This is a genomic window from Yimella lutea (assembly GCF_006715095.1).
Taxonomy (GTDB): domain Bacteria; phylum Actinomycetota; class Actinomycetes; order Actinomycetales; family Dermatophilaceae; genus Yimella; species Yimella lutea.
Genome location: NZ_VFMO01000001.1, coordinates 1784143 through 1810729 on the forward strand (window position 1 = coordinate 1784143; position 26587 = coordinate 1810729).

General features: G+C 66.8%; 25 protein-coding genes and 1 pseudogene. 12 read left to right on the top strand and 14 right to left on the bottom strand.

Going from position 1 to position 26587, the window contains the following annotated elements:
- From FB459_RS08455 to FB459_RS08470, 4 genes are read left to right on the top strand one after another with little or no spacing between them, the layout of a single operon-like run.
- Nucleotides 1-294: a DUF4193 domain-containing protein gene (locus FB459_RS08455; RefSeq protein WP_129623982.1), complete on the top strand. Its 294-nt coding sequence runs from the start codon at nt 1-3 to the stop codon at nt 292-294.
- 26 nt (nt 295-320) lie between these two features.
- Nucleotides 321-824 carry a dUTP diphosphatase gene (gene dut, locus FB459_RS08460; RefSeq protein WP_141929479.1) on the top strand — a complete coding sequence of 168 codons (504 nt, stop codon included), beginning with the start codon at nt 321-323 and terminating at the stop codon, nt 822-824.
- A 5-nt stretch (nt 825-829) separates the two neighbouring features.
- A complete protein-coding gene (locus FB459_RS08465; RefSeq protein WP_170221782.1) occupies nt 830-1675 on the top strand; it encodes a DUF3710 domain-containing protein in 846 nt (281 codons plus the stop codon).
- Nucleotides 1675-2049 (top strand): OB-fold nucleic acid binding domain-containing protein, encoded by a 375-nt coding sequence (locus tag FB459_RS08470; protein WP_211345159.1) that lies wholly within the window; start codon nt 1675-1677, stop codon nt 2047-2049. The genes FB459_RS08465 and FB459_RS08470 overlap by 1 nt, the downstream gene beginning before the upstream one ends.
- Nucleotides 2050-2071: 22 nt before the next feature.
- Here FB459_RS08470 and FB459_RS08475 read toward each other — a convergent pair whose 3' ends face one another.
- Together FB459_RS08475 and FB459_RS08480 are read right to left on the bottom strand one after the other, a co-directional pair.
- Entirely contained in the window at nt 2072-2770 is a 699-nt protein-coding gene (locus FB459_RS08475) for a potassium channel family protein (RefSeq protein WP_129623980.1), read from the bottom strand.
- 14 nt (nt 2771-2784) lie between these two features.
- Nucleotides 2785-3450: a potassium channel family protein gene (locus tag FB459_RS08480; protein WP_141928140.1), complete on the bottom strand. Its 666-nt coding sequence runs from the start codon at nt 3448-3450 to the stop codon at nt 2785-2787.
- A gap of 143 nt (nt 3451-3593) precedes the next feature.
- Between FB459_RS08480 and FB459_RS08485 the strand changes: the two genes are divergently transcribed.
- Both FB459_RS08485 and acnA read left to right on the top strand, forming a co-directional pair.
- The gene (locus FB459_RS08485; protein WP_141929481.1) at nt 3594-4859 is read left to right on the top strand and encodes a class I SAM-dependent RNA methyltransferase; all 1266 of its coding nucleotides are present in this window, start codon (nt 3594-3596) and stop codon (nt 4857-4859) included.
- Between the two features lie 206 nt (nt 4860-5065).
- Nucleotides 5066-7723, top strand: a complete 2658-nt coding sequence (gene acnA, locus FB459_RS08490) for an aconitate hydratase AcnA (RefSeq protein WP_141928141.1) — start codon at nt 5066-5068, stop codon at nt 7721-7723.
- Between the two features lie 72 nt (nt 7724-7795).
- On the opposite strand, the gene FB459_RS08495 is transcribed toward acnA, so the two are convergent.
- Complete coding sequence (locus FB459_RS08495; RefSeq protein ID WP_141928142.1) at nt 7796-8524, bottom strand: hypothetical protein; 729 nt, start codon at nt 8522-8524, stop codon at nt 7796-7798.
- An 87-nt stretch (nt 8525-8611) separates the two neighbouring features.
- Between FB459_RS08495 and FB459_RS08500 the strand changes: the two genes are divergently transcribed.
- A protein-coding gene (locus FB459_RS08500) for an IS3 family transposase (RefSeq protein WP_370447369.1) occupies nt 8612-9885 on the top strand; the annotation gives its coding sequence in 2 pieces (ribosomal slippage) (nt 8612-8960 and nt 8960-9885; 1275 coding nt in all).
- Nucleotides 9886-9921: 36 nt separating this feature from the next.
- On the opposite strand, the pseudogene FB459_RS17770 reads toward FB459_RS08500, so the two are convergent.
- The 3 genes and pseudogenes from FB459_RS17770 to FB459_RS08520 all read right to left on the bottom strand — a co-directional run.
- Nucleotides 9922-10676: pseudogene (locus tag FB459_RS17770) on the bottom strand (transposase); the annotation flags it as partial.
- A 34-nt stretch (nt 10677-10710) separates the two neighbouring features.
- Nucleotides 10711-11010 carry a hypothetical protein gene (locus tag FB459_RS08515; RefSeq protein ID WP_141928145.1) on the bottom strand — a complete coding sequence of 100 codons (300 nt, stop codon included), beginning with the start codon at nt 11008-11010 and terminating at the stop codon, nt 10711-10713.
- 220 nt (nt 11011-11230) lie between these two features.
- Nucleotides 11231-11620, bottom strand: a complete 390-nt coding sequence (locus FB459_RS08520; RefSeq protein ID WP_141928146.1) for a VOC family protein — start codon at nt 11618-11620, stop codon at nt 11231-11233.
- 105 nt (nt 11621-11725) lie between these two features.
- Here FB459_RS08520 and dxs point away from each other — a divergent pair, with 105 nt between their 5' ends.
- Nucleotides 11726-13594, top strand: coding sequence for a 1-deoxy-D-xylulose-5-phosphate synthase (dxs, locus tag FB459_RS08525; protein WP_141928147.1), 1869 nt, complete (start codon nt 11726-11728; stop codon nt 13592-13594).
- 3 nt (nt 13595-13597) lie between these two features.
- Complete coding sequence (locus FB459_RS08530) at nt 13598-14572, top strand: phosphotransferase (protein ID WP_141928148.1); 975 nt, start codon at nt 13598-13600, stop codon at nt 14570-14572.
- 95 nt (nt 14573-14667) lie between these two features.
- Here FB459_RS08530 and FB459_RS08535 read toward each other — a convergent pair whose 3' ends face one another.
- From FB459_RS08535 to FB459_RS08565, 7 genes are all read right to left on the bottom strand, one after another.
- A complete protein-coding gene (locus FB459_RS08535; protein ID WP_141928149.1) occupies nt 14668-15501 on the bottom strand; it encodes an aldo/keto reductase in 834 nt (277 codons plus the stop codon).
- A 105-nt stretch (nt 15502-15606) separates the two neighbouring features.
- On the bottom strand, nt 15607-16374 hold the full coding sequence (locus FB459_RS08540; RefSeq protein ID WP_141928150.1) for a glycerophosphodiester phosphodiesterase family protein: 768 nt from the start codon (nt 16372-16374) through the stop codon (nt 15607-15609).
- Between the two features lie 11 nt (nt 16375-16385).
- Complete coding sequence (locus tag FB459_RS08545; RefSeq protein WP_141928151.1) at nt 16386-17912, bottom strand: UDP-N-acetylglucosamine 1-carboxyvinyltransferase; 1527 nt, start codon at nt 17910-17912, stop codon at nt 16386-16388.
- Between the two features lie 135 nt (nt 17913-18047).
- The gene (locus FB459_RS08550) at nt 18048-20153 is read right to left on the bottom strand and encodes a 3-hydroxyacyl-CoA dehydrogenase NAD-binding domain-containing protein (protein WP_141928152.1); all 2106 of its coding nucleotides are present in this window, start codon (nt 20151-20153) and stop codon (nt 18048-18050) included.
- Complete coding sequence (locus FB459_RS08555; RefSeq protein ID WP_141928153.1) at nt 20153-21415, bottom strand: thiolase family protein; 1263 nt, start codon at nt 21413-21415, stop codon at nt 20153-20155. The genes FB459_RS08550 and FB459_RS08555 overlap by 1 nt, the downstream gene beginning before the upstream one ends.
- A gap of 50 nt (nt 21416-21465) precedes the next feature.
- Entirely contained in the window at nt 21466-22719 is a 1254-nt protein-coding gene (locus tag FB459_RS08560; protein ID WP_141928154.1) for a ribonuclease D, read from the bottom strand.
- A complete protein-coding gene (locus FB459_RS08565) occupies nt 22716-23297 on the bottom strand; it encodes a DUF3000 domain-containing protein (protein WP_141928155.1) in 582 nt (193 codons plus the stop codon). The genes FB459_RS08560 and FB459_RS08565 overlap by 4 nt, the downstream gene beginning before the upstream one ends.
- 81 nt (nt 23298-23378) lie before the next feature.
- Here FB459_RS08565 and FB459_RS08570 point away from each other — a divergent pair, with 81 nt between their 5' ends.
- From FB459_RS08570 to FB459_RS08580, 3 genes are all read left to right on the top strand, one after another.
- Nucleotides 23379-24221, top strand: coding sequence for a DMT family transporter (locus FB459_RS08570; protein ID WP_141928156.1), 843 nt, complete (start codon nt 23379-23381; stop codon nt 24219-24221).
- Nucleotides 24222-24243: 22 nt separating this feature from the next.
- A complete protein-coding gene (gene hemE / locus FB459_RS08575; protein WP_141929482.1) occupies nt 24244-25299 on the top strand; it encodes a uroporphyrinogen decarboxylase in 1056 nt (351 codons plus the stop codon).
- A gap of 191 nt (nt 25300-25490) precedes the next feature.
- Nucleotides 25491-25781, top strand: coding sequence for a hypothetical protein (locus FB459_RS08580; protein ID WP_141928157.1), 291 nt, complete (start codon nt 25491-25493; stop codon nt 25779-25781).
- A 37-nt stretch (nt 25782-25818) separates the two neighbouring features.
- Here the strand turns inward: FB459_RS08580 and yczE are convergent, their stop codons facing one another.
- Nucleotides 25819-26526, bottom strand: coding sequence for a membrane protein YczE (gene yczE, locus FB459_RS08585; protein WP_141928158.1), 708 nt, complete (start codon nt 26524-26526; stop codon nt 25819-25821).
- Nucleotides 26527-26587: the final 61 nt, after the last annotated feature.

The following is a 26587-nucleotide window of genomic DNA, read 5'->3' on the forward strand; positions in this document are numbered from 1 at the left end:
ATGGCCACCGATTACGACGCTCCACGAAAGACCGACGACGACCTCTCCGAGGACAGCCTCGAGGAACTCAAGTCGCGTCGCAACGACACCAGCGGTCAGGTCGACGTCGACGAGACCGAGCAGGCAGAAGGCTTCGAGCTGCCGGGTGCGGACCTCTCCGGTGAGGAGATGGAGATCCGCGTCGTCCCGCGTCAGGCCGACGAGTTCACCTGCTCACGCTGCTTCCTGGTCAACCACCGCAGTCAGCACGCCGGCGAGCGTGACGGCCTGCCGATCTGCAAGGACTGCGCCTGAGCGCTGTGCCTGACCGACTGCCGCTGATGATCCAGCAGCTCGACCCGGAGCTGCCACTGCCCGCGTACGCCAAACCCGGCGACGCGGGCATGGATCTGTATGCGGCGCAAGGGGTTTCACTGCCACCCGGTGAGCGCTCGTTGGTGCGCACCGGTATCGCGCTCGCCATACCCGACGGCTTCGTCGGCCTGGTTCACCCGCGGTCCGGGCTGGCCGCGAAGCACGGCATCACCATCGTCAATGCTCCTGGCACCATCGACGCCGGCTACCGCGGCGAGGTGCTGGTGAACCTGATGAATCTGGACCCGCGCGACACCTTCCAGGTGCAGCGGGGTGACCGCATCGCCCAACTCGTGGTGCAGGCATGTGCCCGGGTCGAGTGGGAACCCGTGGATGCCCTTCCCGATAGCGTGAGAGGTGTGAGGGGACACGGAGCCAGTGGTGGCTTCGGTTCGTCCACGACACCGACAGATCGCCCTTCGGACCGACCGTCCGACAGCACGACTTCCGACAGCACGAGCAAGGACTGAGAACCGTGGGTATTTTCCGTCGCAAGGACAAGGCGGCCGAGGTCGAGAAGCCAGCCGCGACCGAGGTCGACACCGAAGAGGTGCGTGACGTCGAGACGGACGCCGCAGCCGGCGAACCGGTGACCGGGACCTCTGACGACAGCGCCGACGACGCACGCACCGACCCGGCTGTTGCCGCCGACGAGAACGCCGACAAGCTTGCCCGCACCCCGCGCCTGAACTCGCGTGAGGTCGACCGCAGCAAGGGCCCTTTCGACCGCGCGGAGGTCGACGACCTCGAGGGCCGCGTCGATTTCGGTTCGATCGCCATCGTCCCGATCGCCGAGATGGAACTTCGCCTGGACGTCGACGAATCGGGACAGGAGATCACCGGCCTGACTGCGATCGTCGGCGAATCTGCGTGTCAGATGCAGGTCTTTGCTGCACCGAAGTCCAGCGGTGTGTGGGACGGAATCCGTGGCGAGATCCACGACAACCTGCTGAGCACCGGCGGTACCGCGCAGGAGATGGTCGGCGAACTGGGGTACGAACTGCACGTCCGGACGCCGGCCACCGGCCCTGACGGTCGCACCACGCACTCCGCCGCGACCTTCGTCGGCGTCGACGGCCCACGCTGGTTCCTGCGGGCCGTCCTGTCCGGCAGGGCCGCGATGGAGGACGAGGCCGCCGAGCAGATGCTGGAGTTCATCCGTGGCGTGGTCGTGACCCGTGGCGGTGAGCCGCGCGCTCCCCGCGAACTCCTGCCGCTTCGACTGCCGGAGAACACCGAGCCGGTGCGCGAGTACGACGAGGCGGGCGAGGAACTCCCGAACCCGTTCGACCGCGGTCCGGAGATCACCGAGATCCGTTGATGGATTCCCGCCTGCGTCGCTGGGCCCGAAAAATCTCGGGTTCGAGCGTCGAACACGACCGAGAAGCGTTGCAGCGCAACGCCCTTGCCTCGGGCAGCAGCCGTGTCGCCGAGCTCGTCGACCGTTCATCGGCGACCTGCACGGGCACGATCACCGAGGTCTCTGCTCAGCAGTTGGGTGAGGACGGTTGGGCCCTGCTCGCTGCCGTCGACGACGGTTCGGGCGTACTGACGCTGAGCTGGCTCGGTCGGCGCAGCATCGCCGGAATCGAACCGGGCGTGATGCTGACCGCGCACGGTCGGGTGTCGTTCAAGCGCAGCCTGCCGGTGATGTTCAACCCGCGCTACGAAATCATCCCCTGCAGCGACCGCTGACCACTGCCGCCCATCTCCGAGGTCAAAGGACGTCTGGGGTCACCAGGCGGATCTCGGACGCGTCCTGACCGGTGAGCGCGGTGCCGAGCAACGGCTCGGACGCGGGAGTGGTGAGGAACAGCAGTTCGTCGAACCCTTCGACGACGTCGTGCGGCTTCGGCGCGATTGGCGTCTCGTCGCGAATGATCGCGACCAGCACGGTGTCCTTCGGCAGCTCCAACTCGGCGATGGTGCTGCCCACGACGGGTCCGTCGGCGGGAACGGTGATCTCGACCATCGCAGCGCGACCCTGCTGGAACTGGAACAGCCTTACCAGGTCACCGACGGAGACAGCCTCCTCGACCAGGGCGGTCATCAGGCGCGGGGTCGACACCGCGACGTCGACACCCCAGCTCTCGTCGAACATCCACTCGTTCTTCGGGTTGCTGATGCGGGCGACCGTGCGCCCGACGCCGAACTCGGTCTTCGCGAGCAACGAGACGACGAGGTTGACCTTGTCGTCGCCGGTCGCGCAGACCACGACATCGCAGTCCTCGAGGCCGGCCTCGTGCAGTGTGCTGGTCTCGCACGCGTCGGCCAGCAACCAGGACGCCTCGGGCACGGACTGGCTCTTCGCCTCGTCCGCGTACTTGTCGATGAACAGCACCTGGTGCTTGTTGACGAGCAATTCACGGCCGATCGAACGGCCGACCGAACCTGCTCCGACGATGACGACTCGCATCGAAATTCCCTCGCTCAGACTTCGGTCGGACGCTGACCCGCGAGCAACTGCTCGAGGGCGGCGAGACGGTCGGTGCGCACCAGCATCTGCAACAGGTCGCCGTCCTGCAGGACGGTGTTCTTGACTGGGAGCATCCCTTCACCCAGCCGCGTCAGGTAGGCGACGCGGGCGCCGGTGATCGCCTCCAGTTTGACCAGCGCAGTGCCGACCCAGCTGGGGTCGGTCGGGATCTCGGCCAGTGTCACCGCGCCGCTCACGTCGGTGTGCACCGGGACGGCTCCGGCAGGCACCAGCCGGCGCATCACCTGGTCGGCGGTCCACTTCACGGTGGCCACCGTGGGGATGCCGAGCCGCTGATAGATCTCCGCGCGGCCCGGGTCGTAGATACGGGCGACAACGTGCTCGACGTCGAACGTCTCACGGGCCACCCGGGCGGACAGGATGTTGGAGTTGTCACCGCTGCTGACTGCCGCGAATGCGTACGCCCGGTCGATGCCGGCTGCACGCAGGGTGTCGCGGTCGAATCCGACGCCGGTGATGCGTCGTCCCTCGAACGCTGCGCCGAGGCGCCGGAAGGCGGCCTCGTTCTGGTCGATGACGGCGACTGAGTGTCCCTGTGCTTCCAGCGACATAGCCAAGGTGGAGCCCACACGGCCGCAGCCCATGATCACGTAGTGCACTCAGCAGACGCTACCGGAGCAGGTGGGTGCATTCCCAACCTCGGCGGTTCGCCCCATGCCGTACCTGCTGCCTATGCTCCGAACATGTCCCTTCCATGCATTCCCGGCCCGTCCTGCCCGTGCACCGCCGCGTGGGTCGCGCGATGAGCCGTCCGTCGGGTTCGGGACGTGGTCGTCGACGTGGCGACCAGCGCCGTCCGCGGTCGCGTTCCAACCAAGGCCGATCGCTGGTCGGTCAGGAGTTCGAGGTCGAGATCGGTCCGGTCGCGCACGGCGGTCACTGCGTGGCTCGCCACGAGGGACGCGTGTTGTTCGTCAGGCACGCGTTGCCCGGCGAGCGCGTGATCGCGCGGGTGACCGACGGGGGAGACAAGTCGAGCTTTCTGCGGGCAGATGCCGTCCGGGTGCTCGAAGCATCGGACGAGCGAGTGGACGACGGGTGTCCGTTCGCCGGTCCGGGCAAGTGTGGCGGGTGCGACTGGCAGCACACGACCGCCGCCTATCAGCGCGATCTGAAGACCGCCGTGGTGCGCGAACAGTTGCAGCGGCTGGCCGGCATCGAATGGAACGGTCAGGTGCAGGCCGTGCCGGGTGACGACGACGGTGCCGGCTGGCGCACCCGGGTCGAGTTCACGATCAGTGGGGGAGGGCGTCTCGGCCTGCGTGGCCACCGCTCGCACGACATCATCAAGATCGACAACTGCCGGATCGCGCACCCGCTGATCGGTCAGGTCGGTCTCTACCAGGAGCGTTTCAAGCCCGGTCTGTCGGGTCTCGACGTCGCGGTGACCTCTGAGAACGAAGTGATTGCAGTCGAGTTGCCGCTGGAGTCGGGGGACGAGATTCCGGTGCTGGGCGAGGTGGTCGCGGCGAACGGACGCGAACACGAGTTCGAGGTGAGCGCGCGCGGCTTCTGGCAGATCCACCCGGGGGCCACCACGACCTTTGTCGAGCACGTGCTGTCGAAGTTGGCGCCGGTCGAGGGCGAGAAGGTGCTCGATCTGTACTGCGGTGTGGGCCTGTTCTCCGCGTTCTTCGCAGATGTCGTCGGCGCGCCGAACGTCCTCGGTGTCGAGGGCTCGGAGCCGGCCGTGGAGCAGGCGCACGCGAACGTCCCCGGCGCGAGTTTCATCGCCGGTGACGTGCGAGAGCAGTTGGACTTCCTGGAGGCCGAGGCCGATCTGGTCGTGCTCGACCCGCCACGCACGGGCGCGGGGCGTGAGGTCATCGAAGCCATCGCAGCCCGTGCGCCGCGGGCTGTCGCGTACGTCGCGTGCGATCCCGCAGCGTTGGCGCGCGACCTGGCGTACGCGTCCGAGGTCGGTTACGCGCCGACCTCGATCGAGGCGTTCGATGCCTTTCCCATGACCCATCACGTCGAGACGATCGCGATCCTCGAACCGCGGTGAGACCGGGTCGGGCGCTCACGAGGATCTTGCCCGGCAGGGGCGTGTCGCGCGGTCGAACGGTGTTGAATCGGGGCAGGCACACCACGCGCGTGAGTTAGGTGAACCTTCGTGATTCCGCGCCCATCCGGTGTGATTGGATTATCTTGACGTCAAGATAATCGGGCTGTTGCCCGTGACAGCCAGACCGATGCGATGAAGGAGTTGGCGTGAGCACCAACAGTTTTGGGGCCAAGGGCACCCTCGGGGTGGGGGATCAGTCCTACGAGATCTACCGGTTGAACACGGTCGAGGGCAGCAGCAACCTCCCGTTCAGCCTCAAGGTGCTGCTGGAGAACCTACTGCGCACCGAGGACGGCGCGAACATCACCAAGGAGCACATCAACGCGCTCGGTCAGTGGGACGAGAACGCCGAGCCCGACACCGAGATCCAGTTCACGCCGGCACGCGTGATCATGCAGGACTTCACCGGTGTTCCGTGTGTGGTCGACCTCGCCACCATGCGTGAGGCAGTCGCCGAGCTCGGTGGCGACGCGAAGAAGATCAACCCGCTCGCACCGGCCGAGATGGTCATCGACCACTCGGTGATCATCGACGTCTTCGGCACGCCGGACGCGTTCGAGAAGAACGTCGAGTTCGAGTACGGCCGAAACAAGGAGCGCTACCAGTTCCTGCGCTGGGGTCAGACCGCGTTCGACGACTTCAAGGTCGTGCCCCCGGGCACCGGCATCGTCCACCAGGTCAACATCGAGCACCTGGCCCGCACCGTGATGGTGCGCGACGGCGTCGCCTACCCCGACTCCTGCGTCGGCACCGACAGCCACACCACGATGGTCAACGGCCTGGGCGTGCTCGGCTGGGGCGTCGGTGGCATCGAGGCCGAGGCCGCGATGCTCGGCCAGCCGGTCTCGATGCTCATCCCGCGCGTCGTCGGCTTCAAGCTCAGCGGCGAGATTCCCGCCGGTGCGACCGCGACCGACGTCGTCCTCACGATCACCCAGATGCTGCGCCAGCACGGCGTAGTGGGCAAGTTCGTCGAGTTCTACGGCGACGGTGTCGGCGCCGTGCCGCTGGCCAACCGCGCCACCATCGGCAACATGAGCCCCGAGTTCGGTTCAACCTGTGCGATCTTCCCGATCGACGAGGTCACGCTGGACTACCTGCGCCTGACCGGCCGCAGCGACGAGCAGGTCGCGCTCGTCGAGGCGTACACCAAGGAGCAGGGTCTGTGGCACGACCCGTCGCACGAGCCGCGCTACTCCGAGTACCTCGAACTCGACCTGTCGACCGTCGTTCCCTCGATCGCCGGCCCGAAGCGTCCCCAGGACCGCATCGTGGTCTCGGAGGCCAAGGAGCAGTTCAAGCTCGACATCAAGAACTACGGCGTCGATGGTGACCTGCGCTCCGCGTCCGTCAACAAGGAGGGCGACACCTTTGAGCTGAAGGACGGCGCGGTCGTGATCGCGTCGATCACCTCGTGCACCAACACCTCGAACCCCTCGGTGATGATGGGCGCCGCTCTGCTGGCGAAGAAGGCCGTCGAGAAGGGTCTGACGGTGCCGCCGTGGGTCAAGACCTCGATGGCTCCCGGTTCGCAGGTCGTCACCGGTTACTACGAGAACGCGGGCCTGTGGCCCTACCTGGAGAAGCTCGGCTTCTACCTGGTCGGTTACGGCTGCACCACCTGTATCGGTAACTCCGGTCCGCTGTCGGACGACATCTCCGCAGCCATCAACGAGAACGACCTGTCGGTCGTCTCGGTGCTGTCGGGTAACCGCAACTTCGAGGGCCGCATCAACCCTGACGTAAAGATGAACTACTTGGCTTCACCGCCGTTGGTCATCGCTTACGCGCTCGCCGGCACGATGGACTTCGACTTCGACACCGACGCGCTGGGCAAGGACGCCGAGGGCAACGAGGTCTTCCTCAAGGACATCTGGCCGACCCCGGACGAAGTCGAGTCGACGATCGCGCAGGCGATCAACAAGGAGTTGTTCGTCAAGGACTACGCCGACGTGTTCGCCGGCGACGAGCGCTGGAAGTCGTTGCAGACCCCCGAAGGCGACACCTTCGAGTGGGACGGCGAGTCGACCTACGTTCGCAAGCCCCCGTACTTCGAAGGGATGAAGCTGGAGACCACTCCCGTCGAGGACATCTCCGGTGCTCGGGTGCTGGCCAAGCTGGGCGACTCGGTCACCACCGACCACATCAGCCCGGCCGGCGCGATCAAGGCCGACAGCCCGGCCGGGCGTTACCTGAACGAGCACGGTGTGGAACGCAAGGACTTCAACTCCTACGGCTCGCGTCGCGGTAACCACGAGGTGATGGTGCGCGGCACGTTCGCGAACATCCGCCTGAAGAACCAGCTGCTGGACGGTGTCGAAGGTGGCTTCACCCGCGACTTCACCGCCGGTGGCGAGCAGGCCGCGATCTACGACGCCGCCGAGAACTACGCCAAGGAGGGCATCCCGCTGGTGATCCTCGGTGGCAAGGAGTACGGCTCGGGCTCCTCGCGTGACTGGGCCGCCAAGGGCACCCGTCTGCTGGGCGTCAAGGCCGTGATCACCGAGTCGTTCGAGCGTATCCACCGCTCCAACCTCATCGGCATGGGCGTGCTGCCGTTGCAGTTCCCGAAGGGTGAGTCGACCGACTCGCTCGGCCTGGACGGCACGGAGACCTTCGACATCTCGGGCATCACCGAGCTCAACGAGGGCAAGACCCCCAAGACGGTCCACGTCACCGCCACCAAGGAGGGCGGCGACACGGTCGAGTTCGACGCGGTCGTCCGCATCGACACCCCGGGTGAGGCGGAGTACTTCCGCAACGACGGCATCCTGCAGTACGTCCTGCGCAGCCTGGTGAAGTGATTCGCCTGTAACGCAAGGCAATACGAAGCCCCGGTTCGATTCGGACCGGGGCTTCGTCGTGCAGGTCGAGGATCAGGCGTGCAGTTTCGCCGCGAGCCAGTCGGGCGTGTGGGCGGCGTCGCGCGGGAACACCCTCGCGTCCTCGACGTACGCCAGGTCGGACGGTGGGACGTGGAATGCGGGCTCGGAGTCGTAGTCGAAGCGTGCGTCGGCGGTGCCTTCGCGCCGCACGAGCACTTCCATCGTGAACCAGGTGCCGGCTCCTGGCTTGTACATGAGCGTCCGTAGCCTTTCGGCGGCCAACTTGGCATCGCGGGCCGCCAACGTCCGCCGCTCATCACCGCCGTCGCTGATGAACACCGCGCACGAACTCACCGCAGCGGTCATGTGCGCCACGAAGCGAGCGGTGCGCCAGTCACCTGTCGCATTGGATCCGACGGACTGCGCGATCTCGCGGATGACGGCCGCTTGCTCCAGCGCCGCCGGTTGCGGTTCTGCGACGTGCTGAGTGGGTGGCGCCGAATGCTTTTGGCCGTGCTCCGCCGCCCGTTTCGCTCGGTATTGCCGCGCGCTCTTGCCGGCGCGTAGCCGGTGGACGAGGCTGTCGAGCGCATCGGACTCCTGCTCGAAGCGGGCCACGCCCGAGACCGTCGCCCGTTCGTTCGTTGCGTACGTGTACCAGCCGTCGGCGTCCGCGCCGATGCCCACGATCTCCGTCCGGTTGGTCGGGTCAGCGAACCAGACACAGTCGTGCAGACCCTCGGCCGCAATGATGGCCTGCGCTTCGTCGCGAGTCGTCATGTCGGCATTGTCACGGGGCCTGACCCCGGTTCTTGGACACGCTGAATCCAGCACCTGGTGCTGGGGAAGCGAGATGATCCGAGAATCATGGCCAGGAAGAACTACTCCGAGGAGTTCCGTCGTCAGGCCGTCGACTTGTACGAGTCCACCCCGGGCGCCACGGTCCGCGGCATCGCCGAGGACCTCGGCATCGTGCGTGGCACGCTGCGGGGTTGGCTCGAGGTCTACGGGACCGGCAAGAAGACCGCCGCTGACGGGACGTTGACCTCCAGCCCGCTGCAAGCCAAGACGTCCGCCGCGAGCTCGTCGGCACCGACGGACGAGACGCCGGAGCAGAGGATCGCCCGGCTCGAGGCCGAGAACGCGGCGTTGCGAGCGGAGACCACCAAGCTCACGACCGAGCGGGAGATCCTGCAGCGGGCGGCCAAGTATTTCGCCGGGGAGACGCGCTGGTGAGTCGCTTCCAGTTCGTCGCCGACAACTCCGCCACCTTCGAGGTGAAGCGACTGTGCGAGCTCGTCGAGATCGAGCGCTCGTCCTACTACGCCTGGCTCAAGGCCGCGCCGGCCCGCGAAGCCAGAGCAGCTGACGACGCAGCGCTGGCTGAGCGGATCAGAGCGGTCCATGCCGAGGACAACACTCAGGGCGCGCCGCGGATCACCGCCGAGCTCAACGCTCAACTCGGTGACAGCGCGGCTGCCGGTGAGCGGGTCAACCACAAGCGTGTCGCGAGGGTGATGCGCTTTGAGGGCATCCGCGGCTACATGAAGAAGCGCCGGGTCCGCACCACGATCCCCGAGCCGTCGGGGCAGAAGTACCCCGACCTGCTCCAGCGTGACTTCACCGCCGAGCGCCCCAACGAGCGCTATGTCGGCGACATCACCTACCTGCCGCTGGCCGACGGGACGAACCTGTACTTGGCGACCGTGATCGACTGCTACTCCCGTCGGCTGGCCGGGTGGGCCATCGCCGACCACATGCGCACCGAACTCGTCGAGGACGCCCTCAAGGCCGCCGCCGCGACCCGGGGCAGCCTCAAGGGCGCTGTGTTCCACAGCGACCACGGGTCGGTCTACTGCTCGAAGGCCTACGCCAAGCTCTGCCGCAAGCTCGGCGTGACCCAGTCCATGGGCGCCGTCGGATCCAGCGCGGACAACGCCCTCGCAGAGTCGTTCAACGCCACGATGAAGCGTGAAGTCCTCCAAGACGCCGCCTGCTGGAGTGACGAGCTGACCTGCCGTCGGCAGGTCTTCAGATGGCTCGTCCGCTACAACACCAAGCGACGCCACTCGTGGTGTCGCTACACCTCGCCGGTCGCCTTCGAGACCGGCTACACCGCTACGCTGCGACCTGCTGCGTAATCACACCCCGTGTCCAAGATCCGGGGGTAGGGCCCTAACCCAAACCCGGTTCGGTGCCGGCGCGGTGAAGTCACGATCCAGCAGGTCCCCAGCGCGCACTCCATCGCTGGCCGGGACCGTGGTCCGTACGCCCTTGGAACGTCGAACACCGTTGAGTCCCAACTGTTTCATTCCACGGTCCACCGATCCGGGCGTGGCCCACGGGTGTCTCTTGCGGACTTCGACCAACATTTTCCGGCGTCCGTACAACCCTTCAGGGTTCATCCGGACAACACCGGTGTCCGGATCCTTGGTCCACACGATCGAACGGATCGCGTGCACGACAAACGCGTCGCTCACGGTCCGCTGCGCCGGACACCGGCGGGCGGACCAGGCGCGGTAGGTGCGTGCGGCGACCTGGCAGCCCTGCTCACGCAGCACTCGACAGACCGACTCGACCGCGTGCCCCTGCCCCCGCATCTCGTGGATGAATTTCATGATCATCGGCTGCGGGGGTCGAGCTCCCCCGCGAAGAAAGTCGTGGCTGCTTTCAAGATGGCCACGTCCTCTCGCAGGCGACGGTTCTCAGCCCTCAGCCGCTTAACCTCCTCCGACTCCTGGCTCGTGACCCCAGGCCGGGCACCACTGTCAACCTCGACCTGGGCCACCCACCGTCGCAGCGATTCATGTCCCACGCCCTGCTGACGAGCGACCGCAGCCACGGCCGCGGTCAACGACGGATACTCCTGGCGGTGCTCCAGCACCAACCTCACAGCCCGAGCCTTCAACTCAGGATCAACCTTCTTCGGCATGAACAACATCCTTCCAACTCAGAAAGATGCGGCATTAAACCTGGGGCGATTCAACCTGTTGGTCGATCCCGTTGAGGTCGGTTTCGGTGAAGAACCGGTCCCCACCGGGCTGGACGGTGAACGGGTCCTCTCCGTTGAGGCGTTCGAACGCGTTGTGTGTCAGCAATTGTGCGATGAGCAACTGGATGGTGGCGGGGTTCGCACCCGGCACCAGTTCGGGGTGCGATGCCAGTTCGATGGCTGCGTCGACGCCGTCTTCGAGCATCACGGCTTCGAGCAGATCGCGTGGGGTGATCGCGTCCTGTCCGAGGGGTTTCGCCGTGGTGTTCGACATGCCTTCATCGTACACCTGTTCGAACTTCAGTTGAAGGGTTCGAACGGATCAATTGTGTTTGTGGACAACCGGATTGGTTACTCACCGGTTGTGGAGAACGCGTGGGTCGGGTGGCCGTTGATGGTTGCCGTGGTTTCGGCGCGTACACCCTCGTGCCTCGGGCGTCCGGCTCAACCAGCGGTGACGGGCGTTCGGCTGGACGAGCGGACGCGGGTGGCGATCAGGTGTACAGGCAGAAGGGGTGACCGGCGGGGTCGAGGAGCACTCGCACGTCGTCCTGCGGCTGGTGGTCGGGCAACGTCGCACCGAGCGAGATTGCGCGCTCGGTCTCGGCGGCCAGATCCTCGACCTCGAAGTCTAGGTGCAACTGCATCTGCTGACTGCTGGGGGAGCACGGCCAGATCGGCCGCACGTAGTCGGGATTGCGTTGAACGGCCAGGTAAGCCACGCCCTCACCGCAATCAAGGGCCGCGTCGTCCTCGTCCATCTTGTAGATAGCCCAGTCGCGTAACTCGCTGTAGAACCTGGTCAGTTCGGCGACATCAGGAGCATCGAGCACGACACCCCACCAGTCCTTGCGCTTCCACCGATCCTTGCCTGCTGTACCCATGCCGCCACCGTAGGGGCTGATCCGGAACGACAGCCCGTCCGACGTTCGTTGGAGCCCTGGATCGCCTAGACTCGACTGACCCCTGTGGAAGGAACGTGCACACCCGTGGGACTGCTTTCCGGCATTCACGCACCGGGCGACGTCAAGAACGTCCCGGTCGAGCAAATCGACGAACTCGCGCGGGAGATCCGCGATTTCCTGGTCGACTCGGTCTCCCGCACCGGTGGACACCTCGGCCCGAACCTCGGGGTCGTCGAGTTGTCGATCGCGCTGCACCGCGTGTTCGATTCACCGATCGATTCGATCGTCTTCGACACCGGTCACCAGTCGTACGTCCACAAACTGCTCACCGGGCGGCACGACTTCTCCGACCTCAAGAAGCAGGGAGGTATCTCCGGCTACCCCTGTCGCGCGGAGTCCGAGCACGACATCGTCGAGAATTCTCACGCCAGCACGTCCCTGTCCTGGGCGCACGGCATCGCCAGGGCTCGCAAGCTCAAGGGCGAGGATCGCCACACCGTCGCGATCATCGGTGACGGTGCACTCACCGGCGGCATGGCCTGGGAAGCGCTCAACAACATCGCGGTCGACCGCGAACTCCCGCTCGTCATCGTGATCAATGACAACGAGCGGTCCTACGCCCCGACCATCGGCGGTCTTGCCGAACATCTCGCCACGCTGCGCACCACCCGCCAGTACGAGCAGGTTCTCGACTGGGGCAAGGCGCGGCTACAGCAGACCCCTGTCGTCGGCAACGCGATGTACCAGTCGTTGCACGGCATGAAGAAGGGCATCAAGGATGTCCTCTCGCCGCAGCGTGGCATGTTCGAAGACCTCGGTCTGAAGTACGTGGGACCGGTCGACGGCCACGACGAGCAGGCTGTCGAACATGCGCTGGAGAAGGCAAAGACCTACGGCGGCCCATGCTTGGTGCACGTGATCACCCAGAAGGGCCGCGGCTACGCGCCGGCGGCCGAACACGAGGGCGATCAATGGCACGGCATCGGCAAGTTCAATCCCGAGACCGGGCTACCGTTCGAGGTGTCCGGGCGCATCTGGACCGATGAGTTCAGCGACGAGATGGTCCGCCTAGGAGCCCAACGCGACGACATCGTCGCCATCACCGCGGCGATGCTGATCCCGGTCGGCCTGGACCAGTTCGCCGCCAAGTACCCCGAGCGGGTCTTCGACGTCGGCATCGCCGAGCAGCACGCCGCCACGATGGCCGCCGGTCTCTCGTTCGGCGGCATGCACCCGGTCGTGGCGATCTACGCCACCTTCCTCAACCGCGCATTCGATCAGTTGCTCATGGACTGCGCGCTGCACAAGCAGGGCGTGACCTTCGTGCTCGACCGCGCCGGCATCACCGGCTCGGACGGCCCGTCGCACAACGGCATGTGGGACATGGCGATCTGCTCGATCGTGCCCGGACTGCGCCTGGCCGCACCGCGCGACGGGGAGCAGGTCAAGGCGCAGCTGCGCGAGGCGGTCGAGGTCGACGATGCCCCGACGGTCATCCGCTTCCCGAAGGGCGACGTCGCCGAACCGCTCACTGCTGTTCGGCAGAACAATGGTCTCGACGTGCTGCACGACGCGTCCGCGCCGCACGTACTGGTGGTGGCGGTCGGCTCGATGTGCGCGGCCGCGATCAGCGTCGCGGAAAAGCTTGAAGCACAGGGGCATTCGACTCTGGTGATCGACCCGCGATGGGTCATCCCCGTGAACGAAGCGATCGTAGAGCAAGCGCGGTCGGTCGGGCGCGTGGTCGTGATCGAGGACAACCTGGTTACTCACGGTGTCGGCGTCGCCGTCTCGCATGCGCTGCGATCCGCGGGTGTCGACGTGCCGGTTCACACCTACGGCATTCCGCATCGGTTCCTCGATCACGCGTCGCGCGGTCAGGTGCTGGAGTCGATCGGCCTGACGCCTGACGTCATCACGACCGACGTCCTGGCCCGTATCGCGTCCCACTGATCGTTGGGCGAGTACTTCACGACTGATCTGTGGTCCTCGCGCGACTGGTTGCGCGATGCGACGGCCTGGATCGACGACAACCTCGAACGCCGCGGTGTCACGCGCATACCCACGTCACCGCGGCAACCGCGCCTGCGCCCATGGTCGACCCTTCTCGTGGTCGATACCGATCACGGACGCGTGTGGTTCAAGGCATGCGCACCGCAGCAACGAGCCGAGGTGCCGGTGCTCGACGCGCTCACCGACGTCGCGCCTGACCTCGTCCCTACGTTGTGGTCCGCCGATGCCGAGCGGGGTTGGTTGCTCGTGCCGGATCAGGGGCCGACCCTGCGCGACGTTGCCGACGCGCAGAACATCACGGGGCACCTCTCGGCGGTGCTTCGCCGATATGCTCGGGCGCAACGAGCGTCCGTCAAGGCGGTCGATGCGATGGCGGCGGCCGGCGTGCCCACGCTCCGTCCCTGCGATCTGGTGCAGGAGTGGACGAGTGAGGGCCTGTCCGCAGAGGCCACACCCGCGTTACGTGACGCCGCGGCGCGCCTCGACGCGGTCGGCCTGCCGACCACCGTCCAGCACGACGACCTGCATGCCGGCAATGTCTTTGTCGCCGACGCGGCCAGTGCCAGCATGCATGACTCGCGCATTTTCGACTGGGGTGACACCTATCTCGGAAATCCGTTGTGCTCGTTGCTGATTCCGCTGCGTGGCCCGTCGTACCACTTCGATCTGCCCGCTGACCCAGAGCGCGACGCTCGCATGGTGCGGGCCTACCTGGCGTGCTGGTCGGACGTCGCGTCGTCGGCCGAATTGTCGAAGGTACTTCCCGACGCGCTGCTGCTGGCCCGGGTCGGTCGCATCATCGGGTGGCGCCGAGCGCTGGCGAATGCGACAGATGCCCAGAAGCGGCAGTGGTCGGACCACCCGATGCAATGGGTGAAGGAAGTCGTCGCAGCCGTACGGTCTGCACGCCGGCGATGAGGCGAGCCGCATCCGTGCTGGGTAGTGGTCGTCCAGGGGCCACTAATCGCTCGATCGCGTGGTTCATCCAGCGCTCCTCGGCCGCCACCCCAGGGTCACAGCATTTCTAGTCGTCGCGGTCCGCTCGGCGGCGGGAACGCACGGTCCAGAGCGTCCAAGTCTTCGCGGGTCAGCTCCACCTCCAGTGCTGTGGCGTTGTCGCGCACGTGTTGCGGGCTGCTCGCCTTGGGGATCGTGCAGAGCGAGTCGCGGCGCAGCACCCAGGCGAGGGCCGCCGCCGCGGGGCTGACGCTGTGTCCGGCCGCGACGTCGTTCAACGTCGCGTCGTGAAGGATGCGGCCCTGCTCGATCGGCGAGTACGCCATGACCGGCAGCTGGTGGTCGGTGCACCACGGCAGTAGGTCGTACTCCGGTCCTCGCCGCGACAGGTTGTACAGCACCTGATTCGTGGCCAGCCCGCTGCTGCCCGGCACGTCTCGCAGGTCGGCGAGGGCCAGGTGGTCGAAGTTGCTGACGCCCCAGTATCGGATTTTCCCGTCCGCGACGAGCTGTTGGAAGGCCGCGACGGTGTCCTGCAGCGGGTACCTGCCCTGCCAGTGCAACAGGTAGAGGTCAATCCGATCGGTGCCCAGGCGTTCCAGGCTGCGTTCGCAGGCCGCGATCGTGCCGGAACGGGAGGCCTGGGACGGCCGGACCTTGCTGACCACGAACGCCTCGTCGCGGCGACCCGCCAATGCTTCGCCGACCACCTCCTCCGCGCCGCCGTCGGCGTACATCTCGGCGGTGTCGACCAGTGTCATGCCCAGCTCCAGGCCGGCGTGCAGCGCGGCGACCTCGTCGCCGCGTCGGCCGGGGTCCTCACCCCAGCCCCAGGTGCCCTGGCCCAGCACAGGGATGGACTCCCCGCTCGGTAGCGTTATCCGTCGCATTCCGCGATCACTTCCTGGTTGTCCTGAGGTGGGAGGTGGGCTGAGATCCTCGAAGGGCCGGCGCGTACCCGGCCGGTACTCAGCGTCGACAAACGACCTGGCCGCTCAGGCCCACTGACCGCGTTCCTGCAGAACGGTTTTCAGCAGGTCGGCACGGTCGGAGATCAGGCCGTCGACGCCGAGGTCGAGCAACTCGTGCATCTCCTCGGGGTCGTTGATCGTCCAGACATGCACCTGTACTCCGGTGCTGTGCGCCCGCTGCACCAGCGCTCTGGTCACCACGGTCACCCGACCATAGTGATGGGGGATCTGCAGAGCGTCGACCGGGCCAAGTGCTCGGCGCGCCAGCGGGGAGAACCGGGCCTTTGCGGCCAGCACAGCGGTGCGAGTCCGACTCTTGCCGGCCGAGGTCGCCACCGGTCTCGACAGTCGCTTGAGCACCTCGTGACGCGTGTGATCGTCGAACGACGCGACAAGGACGCGGTCGTGCGCCGCGTGCTTCTCGATCGTGTCGGCAAGGGTCTCAGCGGCGCTGATGTGCTTGCAGTCAATGTTCAGACGGAGGGCGGGCCAGGCATCCAGCACGTCGTCGAGGCGGGGCACGGGCTGATCGCCGATACGGGCGAGCTCGACCGTGCTCCAAGGCAGTTCGCGGATCAGCCCGTGCGCATCGGTGACCCGGTCGAGGGTGTCGTCGTGGAAGGCGACCAGCATGCCGTCCGACGTGACGTGCACATCGGTCTCGACATAGGCGAAACCCAGATCGACCGCCTGCTCGAAGGCAGCGAGGGTGTTCTCGTGGCCGTCGACCGAGAAGCCGCGATGCGCCATCGCGATCGGGGCCGGGTGATCGAAATACGCCGTACGTGCCATGGGCGCGCTGCTCAGTCGCGGAAGGACTCGATCTTCGCGCCGAGGTCGTTGAGGCGCTCGGCGAGCTCCTCGTAGCCACGGTTGATGACGTAGGTGTTGCGCAGCACCGAGGTGCCCGGTGCGGCGAGCATGCCCAGCAGGATGACGACTCCCGGACGCAGCGCCGGCGGGCACATGACCTCGGCCGCGCGCCAACGGGTCGGGCCCTCGATGAGCACGCGGTGCGGGTCCATCAGCTTGACCTTCGCACCGAGCGCGTTGAGGTCGATCAGGTAGATCGCCCGGTTGTCGTACACCCAGTCGTGGATCGTGGTGCTGCCGGTCGCAGTCGCCGCGATGACGGCGAAGAACGGCAGGTTGTCGATATTGAGGCCGGGGAACGGCATCGGGTGGATTTTGTCCTTCGGCGCCACCAGATCGCTCGGGATCGTGGTGATGTCGACCAAACGGGTCTCACCGTTCTTCGACAGGTACTCCTGGCTCATCTCGTACTGGAAGCCCATGACCTCCAGCTGAGCCAGTTCCATCTCCATGAACTCGATCGGCACGCGCTTGACGGTGATCTGCGACTTGGTGACGATCGCGGCTGCGATGAGCGACATCGCCTCGATCGGGTCCTCGGACGGGTGGTACTCGACGTCCTTGTTGATCTCCTTGACGCCGGTGACGGTCAAGGTTGTCGTGCCGACGCCCTCGACCTCGACACCGAGTTCGCGCAGGAAGAAACAGAGGTCCTGAACCATGTAGTTCGGGCTGGCGTTGCGAATGATGGTGGTGCCCTCATAGCGGGCGGCCGCGAACAGTGCGTTCTCGGTGACGGTGTCGCCGCGCTCGGTGAGCACGATGGCACGCTTGGGGCGCACCTCGCGATCGACGGTCGCGTGGTAGTAACCGTGCGTCGCGACGACGTCGAGGCCGAAGTGGCGCAGCGCGTGCAGGTGCGGCTCCACGGTGCGCTCACCGAGGTCGCAGCCGCCGGCGTTCGGCAGCTTGAACTTCTCGTACTCGTGCAGCAGCGGGCCGAGGAACATCAGGATCGTGCGGGTGCGGCGGGCAGCTGCCTCGTCCATCGAATCGAGGTCGATGGTGTCGCCCGGGACGATCTCCAGGTCGGAGCTGTTCGGCAGCCAGCGGGTCTTCACGCCGATCGAGTCGAGCACCTCGGTGATGCGGTTGACCTCTTCGATGCGCGCAAGGTTGCGCAGCGTCGTCTTCCCCTTGTTCAGCAGAGCCGCACACAGACACGCGACTGCGGCGTTCTTGCTGGTGCGTACGTCGATCTCACCCGAGAGCTGACGCCCGCCTTCGATGCGAAGGTTCAGGGGAGTGTTCGATGCCACGGTTACCACCTCGGTGTCGAGAGCCTGTCCGATCCGCGCGAGCGTCTCCAGACTCAAGTTCTGTTTGCCTTGTTCGATGCGCGCGACGGCGCTCTGACTGGTGTTCAAGGATGCTGCAAGTTCGTGCTGGGTCAGTTGTTTGTGGCGCCGCGCGTCGCGAATGATGCGGCCGACGCGTACCAGATAGTCCTCAGTCACTCCGGGAGCGTATCTCACATATGAGATATCGACGGGATTCAGAGCAGTTTGTTCAGCGTAACGCTGATCACCCCTTCGACACGAAAGGCGCGACCCGTCACGTGGACAGGTCGCGCCTTCGCGCTCGAGATGTGCTCAGGACGTGGGCACGCTCGCAACGCCCGGAGCCAGGAACCGCGAACCCGTGACCTTCTCGGAGGTGCCGGTGCGGTCCAACAGCGGTGAGATGCCGCCGTTCCAGAACGGGAAACCCGCACCGGTGATCATCGCGAGGTCGATGTCCTGCACCTCGGCAACGACGCCTTCGTCGAGCATTCGGCGGATCTCGTCGGCCATCGAGGCCAGCGCGCTCTCGCGCACCTGCTCGGCGGTGAGCTCCTTCGGGTCGGACGGAGCATCGAACAGCTCCATGACCTTCGGGTCGATCTTCCCGTCGGCGCCGTAGAACGAGGGGATCTTCGCCTCCACGACCTTGGCCAGGTTCTTGCTCGCCCGGAAGCGGTCCGGGAAGGCCTTGGCGAGGGTCTCGCTGTTGTGCAGCGCGATCGGGGGACCGACCAACGAGATCAGCATGAACGGCGGCATCGGGGTGAGGCCGGCGAATGCCTTTTCGACGGTCTCGATCGGCGTGCCCTCATCGACCATGCGACCCGCGTCGCCCATGAAACGCCCGAGCAGACGGTTGACCACGAACGACGGCGAGTTCTTCACCAGGATGCAGGTCTTCTTCAGGCCCTTTCCTGCGGCGAATGCCGTTGCGAAAGTAGCGTCGTCGGTCTTCTCGCCGCGGATGATCTCCAGCAGCGGCATGACGGCCACCGGGTTGAAGAAGTGGAAGCCCACTACCCGCTCCGGGTGCTTGAGGTCTTCGGCCATCTCGGTGATCGACAGCGACGAGGTGTTGGTGGCCAGCACGCACTCCGGCGTGACGATCTCCTCGACCTCGGCCCAGACCTTCTTCTTGACCGACATCTGCTCGAACACCGCCTCGATGACGAAGTCGGCGTCGGCGAATCCGTCCTTGGAGGTGGAACCGGTGACGAGCGCCTTGAAGCGGTTCACGCCGTCGGGGGAGATGCGTCCCTTCGCAGCGAGCTTGTCGATCTCTGCGTGGACGTACTCCACACCCTTGTCGACCCGCTCCTGGTCGAGGTCGGTCATCACGACCGGCACCTTCAGCTGACGGATGAACAGCATCGCCATCTGACTGGCCATGAGTCCTGCACCGACGATGCCCACCTTGGAGATCTTGCGGGCGAGCGACTTGTCCGGCGCACCGGCAGGACGCTTGGCGCGGCGCTGCACCAGGTCGAACGCGTACAGGCCGGCACGCAGTTCGTCGCTCATGATGAGGTCGGCCAAAGCCTGGTTCTCAGCCTCGAAAGCCTCCTCGCGCGACGCCGTTCGAGCGGCAGCGACGAGGTCGAGCGCGCGGTACGCCGAGATGGCAGCGCGACCGGTGCGCTGGTCCGCCGTCTTGCGCATCTTCGAAACGGCTGCGTCCCAAGCGGTTTCGTCGGTGTCGACCGACCCGCGCTCGACCTTCTCCTCGCCCGAGATGACGCCTTCGGCGAACGCCAGCGAGTCCTCCAGGAAGGTGACCGGCTCGAGCAGGCGGTCCGCGCAACCCAGGGCGAAGGCGTCCTTGCCCTTGATCATGCGGTTCTGGTTGAGCGGGTTCTCGACGATCAGCTTGAGTGCGTTCTCGACACCGATGAGGTTCGGCAGCAGGTAGGTGCCACCCCAGCCGGGCACGAGACCGAGGAAGACCTCGGGCGTGGCGTACGCGGGCACGTCCGAGGAGATCGTGCGGTAATCGGCGTACAACGCGATCTCGACGCCGCCACCCATGGAGGCGCCGTTGATGAACGCGAAGGTCGGCACCGACAGGTCGCTGATCTTGCTGAACGTCTCGTGACCCTGACGGGCGATCTCCAGCGCCTGGTCGCGGGAGGTGATCGTGCCGACACCCTTGAGGTCGGCGCCGACGGCGAAGATGAACGGCTTGCCGGTGATGCCGAGGCCGACGATCTCCTTGGCATTCGCGCGGCGGGCGGCCTCGTCCAGCGCGTCCGAGAGCTCGGTGAGACCGGCCGGGCCGAAGCTGTTCGGCTTGGTGTGGTCGAACGCGTTGTCGAGCGTCAGGAGCACGAAAGTGCCTGCACCACCGGGCAACTCGACGTCCTGGCTACGGACGTGGGTGACGACCTCGTCCGCGTGCTGGTTCTGGTTCTCGGCCATCAGGCAACACCCTCTTCGGAGTTGTTCGAGTGGAGCTTGGAGACCTCGCTGTCGACCGAGCTGACGTACTCGGCGTGGTGCGGGTTCTCCCAGATGACCGCCCCACCCATGCCGATTCCGATGCACATCGCGGTGAGGCCGTAACGCACCTCGGGGTGCTCCTCGAAGTGACGCGACAGCTGCGTCATCAGCCGGACACCGGACGAGGCCAGCGGGTGACCGGTCGCGATCGCACCGCCCCACGGGTTGACACGCTTGTCGTCGTCGGCGATGCCGAAGTGTTCGAGGAAGGCGAGCACCTGCACGGCGAACGCCTCGTTGAGCTCGAACAGGCCGATGTCGTCGATGCTCAGACCGGCGTGGTCGAGTGCCTTCTCGGTGGCCGGCACCGGACCGATACCCATGACCTCCGGTTCCACACCCACGAACGAGTAGGTGACCAGGCGCATGCCGACCGGCAGGCCGAGCTCGTTGGCTGCACGCTCGGAGGCAAGCAGGCAGGCGGTCGCACCGTCGTTCAGGCCGGCCGCGTTGCCGGCGGTGACGTTTCCGTGCGGACGGAACGGGGTCTTCAGCGACGTGAGGTCCTCGAGCTTGACGTCCTTGCGCGGCGGCTCGTCGACGGTGGCCAGGCCCCATCCCTTGTCGGCGTGACGCGTCGCGACGGGCACCAGGTCGGGCTGGATCTTGCCGTCCTCGTACGCCTGCTGCAGCTTGTTCTGGCTGGCGACCGCGAAGTTGTCGCAGCGCTCCTTGGTGACGCTGGGGTAGCGGTCGTGCAGGTTCTCGGCGGTCTCGCCCATGACGAGGGCAGAGGTGTCGACCAGCTTCTCGGCGACGATGCGCGGGTTGGGGTCGACGCCCTCACCCATCGGGTGGCGGCCCATGTGCTCGACGCCGCCGGCGATGGCGATGTCGTAGGCACCGAAGGCGATGCTGGACGCGGTGTTGGTGACGGCCGTCATCGCACCAGCGCACATGCGGTCGACGGAGTAGCCGGGAGTGGTCTTGGGCAGGCCGGCCAGCAGGGCAGCCAGGCGGCCGAGGGTCAGGCCCTGGTCACCAATCTGCGTCGTGGCCGCGATCGCGACCTCCTCGACGCGCTCGGGCGGCAGGTTGGGCTGACGGCGCAGCAGGTCGCGGATGCATTTGATGACGAGGTCGTCAGCGCGGGTCTGGGCGTAGATGCCCTTCTCGCCGGCCTTGCCGAACGGCGTACGAACGCCGTCGACGAAGACGACCTCGGAAAGCGTGCGGGGCACAGTGCCTCCCGGGATGAGTCGATAGGTCAGGACGACTCTAACCCGGTTGGTTACTCGCTGGTAGGCAGGTCGGCGGAAACCGCGTCGACGATCATCGGGGTGACGACCTCGATCTGCCAGGGCCGCGCTCCGAGCTGGGTCAACTCGGCCGAGATCGTCTGTGCATCAAGGGGATTCGCGGAATCCCAGAGCACTCGGCGCAGGTGGTCGGGGGTGAGGATGTTCTCGACCGGCAGGTTGTGCTCCTCGGCGAAGACCGCGAGGTCGTCACGCACCTCGGTCAGGCGGGCTGCTGCGACGGGGTCGCGGTCGGCCCAGACCCGCGGCGGCGGAGGAGCGTCGCTGCGGACGGTCGCCGGCGGCAGGTCGGCGTCGGCCATCGAACCGACTCGGCGGACCGCCTCCAACCAATCGCGTTGGTGACGGGCTACGCCGGTGTGCGGGCGCCCACGCCGACTGGTGGCGCTCGGCAGTGCGAGCAACTCGGCCGGAGTCTTGGGGGCTGTGTTGGCGATCTCGACCAGAAGTGCGTCGGGCAGGACGCGCCCGGGCGACGTGTCGCGGCGCTGGGCGATGGTGTCGCGGGTGAGCCACAGCTCGCGCACCCGGGCGATCGCGCGACGGTTCTTGATCTTGTGCATCCCGGAGGTCCGTCGCCAAGGATCCTGACGCGCCGGGGGACCGGTGAAGGAGGTCAGCGCGTGAAACTCCTGCTCGGCCCACTCCCACTTGCCCTGCTCCTGCAGGTCGGCGGCCAGGGCGTCACGCACCTGCACCAGCACTTCGACGTCGAGTGCCGCGTACGACAGCCACGGCTGCGGCAAAGGCCGCTCGGACCAGTCAACCGCCGAGTGCTCCTTCGCGAGTGTCATGCCGAGGTAGTGCTCGATCACCGCGGCAAGACCGACCCGCGGGAGGCCGGCCAGCCGCGAGCCGAGTTCGGTGTCGAACAGGCGGCTCGGCTTCAGGCCGACCTCGGCCAGGCACGGCAGGTCCTGCGTCGCAGCGTGCAGGACCCACTCGACGTCGGCGATCGCGTCCTGCACCGGGCTGAGATCGGGGCAGGCGATCGGGTCGATCAGGTGAGTGCCGGATCCTTCCCGGCGGATCTGGACGAGATAGGCACGGTTTCCGTAGCGGAACCCGGACGCCCGCTCGGCGTCGATCGCGACCGGACCTTCACCGCCGGCGAGCGCCTTCGCAGTCTGCGTCAGTGCGCGTTCGGTGTCGACGACCGCCGGGACCCCGTCAGCGGGGGCGGCCAGCAGTGGGTAGGTGGTGGGTTCGGCGACTTCGTCGGTCATCGACGCTGCCCCGGCAGCGCCACGACGCCCTCGGGCAGCGGGGGCAGACCGGCGATCGTGCACAACATCGCACCCCAGGCCTGCAGGTGAGACGTGAGGTCCTCGGTGGTGGGGGTCCACGAGGCGCGGATCTCCATCTCGACCGTGGTGCCGTTGTCGGCGAGGCCACCGAAGCCCTGTGACAGGACGCGGGTGACGGTGCCGGCCTCGGCGGTGAACTCGGCACCGGCCTCGGCCAGGGAGTCGATCAGCCAGGTCCAGCCGACCTCTCCGAGCATCGGGTCGGACGCCAGTTCCGGTTCCAGTTCGGCGCGCGCGAAGGTGACGATGCGCCAGGCGCCTGCCCAGGGCTCGGGGCAACTGGGGTCGTGCAGCACGACGAAGCGTCCCGAGGCGAGTTCGTCGTCGTCGGGGGAGTTCGCCACCTCGGCGGTCATGGCGACGGAGTACGGCGCGATGCGCCCGGGCGCCGGAACCTCGGTCAAGCTGACCTCGGGCCGAAGGCGCACGGTCTCGAGCTCGCGGACGACGCGAGAGAAGTGCGACCCGATGTCGCTGCTGGCATTCTTCGAACCCACGTCGTCGAGGGTATGTCGAACATGCCTACGAATCGCGGAACGGCACGCCGTGAGCCCGGACGGGTACAGCAGGATGGGCGGATGGTCGCTCTCCTGGCTCTCGGTTCCAGTCTGGTCTGGGGCACCTCGGACTTCGCGGGCGGTCTGCTCGCCAAGCGCATCGCCGCCGTCCGGGTCGTCGCCGTGGCGCAGATCGGCGGCCTGCTCACGATGTGTGTCGTGCTCGGCATCCGGGTCGCGCAGGGCGTCGCGATCGCAGACGGGCCCTGGTACCTCTACGGGGCGTTGGCCGGCCTGACCGGTGCGGTCGGCCTGGTCTGCTTCTACGCCGCGCTGTCGATGGGCACCATGGGCGTCGTCTCGCCGATCGCCTCGATGGGTGCGGTCGTGCCGGTCGCGGCGGGGCTGGCCACCGGTGACCGGATCGGAGTGGCGGTCGGAATCGGGTTGGCACTCATGGTGTTCGGCGTGGTGCTCGCATCCGGTCCTGAGCTCGGTGGCGGCGCCGGACGGACACCGGTGCTGCTCGCGTTCGTGGCGGCCGTCGCGTTCGGGTTGTCGCTGTTCTGCATGGATCGCGCCGCCGAGGTCGACGTCATCCCCGCACTGTGGGCGATGCGGATCGCGAGCGTGTCGGCTCTGCTGCTCGCCTGGCGCTTTTGGCCGGGTGGCCCGGTGGGCGCACGGGTGCCTCGCCGCGATGTGCCGATAATCATGCTCGTCGGAGTCGGCGATCTGGCAGCCAACGCACTGTTCAGCTTCGCCGCTGCGCAGGGAATGGTGAGCGTGGTCAGTGTTCTCGGGTCGCTTTACCCGGTCGTCACGCTCATCTGGGCACGGGTGCTGCTGGACGAGCGATTACGTCCCGTCCAGGTCGCGGGGGTGGCAGCAACGCTCGGCGGCATCGCGTTGGTCGTGGGCTGAGCACCGCTGCGGTCGTGGGAGGATCGGCGGCGTGACCGTTGCATCGTCTGACCCGCGCGACAGCGCCCTCGTCCGTGCCGCTCGCGGCCAGTCCGTCGACCACACCCCGGTGTGGTTCATGCGCCAGGCCGGGCGCTCCCTGCCTGAGTACCGAAAGGTGCGCGAGGGCGTCCCGATGCTGCAGTCGTGCCGCACACCCGAACTGGTCACCGAGATCACGCTCCAGCCGGTGCGGCGGCACAAGGTGGACGCGGCGATCTTCTTCAGCGACATCGTCGTGCCGCTCGCCGCAGCCGGGATCGACCTCGACATCGTTCCGGGTACCGGCCCCGTCGTTGCGTCGCCGGTGCGTTCGCGAGCCGATGTCGACGCACTGCCGGAACTCGACCCCTCGCAGATCGACGACATCGCGACGTCCGTCGGCATGCTGACCGCCGAGCTCGGCGGCACTCCGCTGATCGGCTTCGCCGGTGCGCCGTTCACGCTTGCCAGCTACCTGGTCGAGGGCGGTCCGTCCAAGAACCACGAACACACCAAGGCGATGATGTATGGCGACCCGGAAGCGTGGAATGCGTTGTGCGCCAAGCTCGCCCGCATCTCCTCCACCTTCCTGAAGGTGCAGGTGCAAGCCGGTGCCTCCGCGATCCAGTTGTTCGACTCGTGGGTCGGTGCACTCAGCCGCGTCGACTACCTGACGTACGTGCAGCCGCATTCGGCGGCGGTGTTGTCGGCGTTGGGTGAGCTCGACGTCCCGCGCATCCACTTCGGCGTCGGCACCGGAGAGCTGCTCCCGGCGATGGGCGAGGCCGGCGCGGACGTCGTCGGCGTCGACTTCCGCATTCCGTTGGACGAGGCTGCACGACGGGTCGGCCCGACCTACGCCCTGCAGGGCAACCTCGACCCGGCACTGCTGTTCGCTCCCTGGGAACCGTTGCGCGACAAGGTGATCGAGATCCTCGACGCCGGCTTGGGCGCACGTGGCCACATCTTCAACCTCGGCCACGGCGTGCTCCCGACGACGGACCCCGACATGCTCACCCGGGTGGTCGAGTTGGTGCACGAGCACTCCGCACGCTGAGTCAACGCAGCGGCGGGTGAGCCTCGCTCGTCAGGCGCGCCGGCTGGTGAGTTGGACGTGGTCGTCGTCGACGACGTCGTAGGTGATGGTGGTGTCGACCACCTTGAAGCTGCTGCCCTGGGTGCAGATGTTGTCAATCAGACCGAGGTTGGCGGTGGCGCAGGCCGCACAGGACGGTCGCCGCCGAACTCGTGAACGCGTCCACCGAGGCGGCGGGGCGCATCGAACGGCAGTTGCTGAGCGCTCGCGGCTTCGACACATGGGGTTCGCAGCGGCTCAAGGGCACGACGAAGGCGGTGCTGCTGAAGTTCGAGCCCGGCGCTCTCAAGCAGGCGCGTCGGCATACCGTTCGCAATGAGTCCGGAGTGTTCGTCGACGCGAAGACCAGAGGCGTCTGGGACTACGAGATGACCGACGAGGGCGTCTACACCTGGACCAGCCGCACCGGGCAGACCTACGTTACGTATCCACCGGGCGATTGACGGCAGGCTTGGTCCGCCGACGACCCGCCGGTGATCCTCATTCGCCGCGCTCGGCCAACTCGGTCTCGGTCGGTGTGTGTCGCTCGGGCAGGTCGACGATGCAGGCCGGCAGGAACAACTGCACGAGCGGGCCGATCAGCAGCGCGTAGGCGAGCGTGCCCACGCCGACGATGCCGCCGAGCAGCCAGCCGATGCCGAGCACGCTGAGCTCGATGCCGGTGCGCACCACCCGCAGGCTGATGCCGGTGCGACGGTGCAGACCGGTCATCAGTCCGTCGCGCGGCCCGGGGCCGAGTTGGCTGCCGATGTAGAGCGCGCCGCCGAGAGCGTTGATCACCAGGGCCGCCGCGAACAGCGGCACCTGCACGGCGAGGCCGTGCGCGGTGGGCAGCAGCCGCAGCGAGATATCCGTGGCAACACCGATCCAGAGGGCGTTGGCGACGGTGCCGAGGCCGGGCCACTGACGAAGTGGCGCCCAGAGCAGCAGCACCGGAATGCTCACCACGATCACCGCGACACCGAGCGACCAGTCGGTGTGCAACGAGACGCCGTAGTGGAAGACGTCCCACGGGTCGAGGCCCACGCCGGCGCGCACCATCATGGCCATCGCGAGGCCGTACATCGACAGGCCCACGAAGAGCTGGGCCAGGCGGCCGGTCAGCCGTCCGGCACGCAGTTGCGCCAAGGGGGAGAGGTTCGCCAACTGGCGGGGTGCGGGTCGGGCCGCAGCAGCGGTCGTGCTCATGTCGACAAGCATGACCGAAAGTGGCCTTGTTCTACATAGCCACTTGTGTGACAGTGGCTTC

Bases quoted from the DNA above. Each gene is read 5' to 3' on its own strand.
- FB459_RS08485 (WP_141929481.1), top strand. From the start codon at position 3,594: ATGAGCCGTCCGTCGGGTTCGGGACGTGGTCGTCGACGTGGCGACCAG.
- FB459_RS08475 (WP_129623980.1), bottom strand. From the start codon at position 2,770: ATGCGAGTCGTCATCGTCGGAGCAGGTTCGGTCGGCCGTTCGATCGGC.
- dut (WP_141929479.1), top strand. From the start codon at position 321: ATGATCCAGCAGCTCGACCCGGAGCTGCCACTGCCCGCGTACGCCAAA.
- FB459_RS08495 (WP_141928142.1), bottom strand. From the start codon at position 8,524: ATGACGACTCGCGACGAAGCGCAGGCCATCATTGCGGCCGAGGGTCTG.
- FB459_RS08550 (WP_141928152.1), bottom strand. From the start codon at position 20,153: ATGGCCGAGAACCAGAACCAGCACGCGGACGAGGTCGTCACCCACGTC.
- FB459_RS08570 (WP_141928156.1), top strand. From the start codon at position 23,379: ATGGTCGCTCTCCTGGCTCTCGGTTCCAGTCTGGTCTGGGGCACCTCG.
- FB459_RS08455 (WP_129623982.1), top strand. From the start codon at position 1: ATGGCCACCGATTACGACGCTCCACGAAAGACCGACGACGACCTCTCC.
- FB459_RS08520 (WP_141928146.1), bottom strand. From the start codon at position 11,620: ATGGGTACAGCAGGCAAGGATCGGTGGAAGCGCAAGGACTGGTGGGGT.
- FB459_RS08540 (WP_141928150.1), bottom strand. From the start codon at position 16,374: ATGGCACGTACGGCGTATTTCGATCACCCGGCCCCGATCGCGATGGCG.
- FB459_RS08470 (WP_211345159.1), top strand. From the start codon at position 1,675: ATGGATTCCCGCCTGCGTCGCTGGGCCCGAAAAATCTCGGGTTCGAGC.
- FB459_RS08560 (WP_141928154.1), bottom strand. From the start codon at position 22,719: ATGACCGACGAAGTCGCCGAACCCACCACCTACCCACTGCTGGCCGCC.
- yczE (WP_141928158.1), bottom strand. From the start codon at position 26,526: ATGAGCACGACCGCTGCTGCGGCCCGACCCGCACCCCGCCAGTTGGCG.
- FB459_RS08515 (WP_141928145.1), bottom strand. From the start codon at position 11,010: ATGTCGAACACCACGGCGAAACCCCTCGGACAGGACGCGATCACCCCA.
- FB459_RS08535 (WP_141928149.1), bottom strand. From the start codon at position 15,501: ATGCGACGGATAACGCTACCGAGCGGGGAGTCCATCCCTGTGCTGGGC.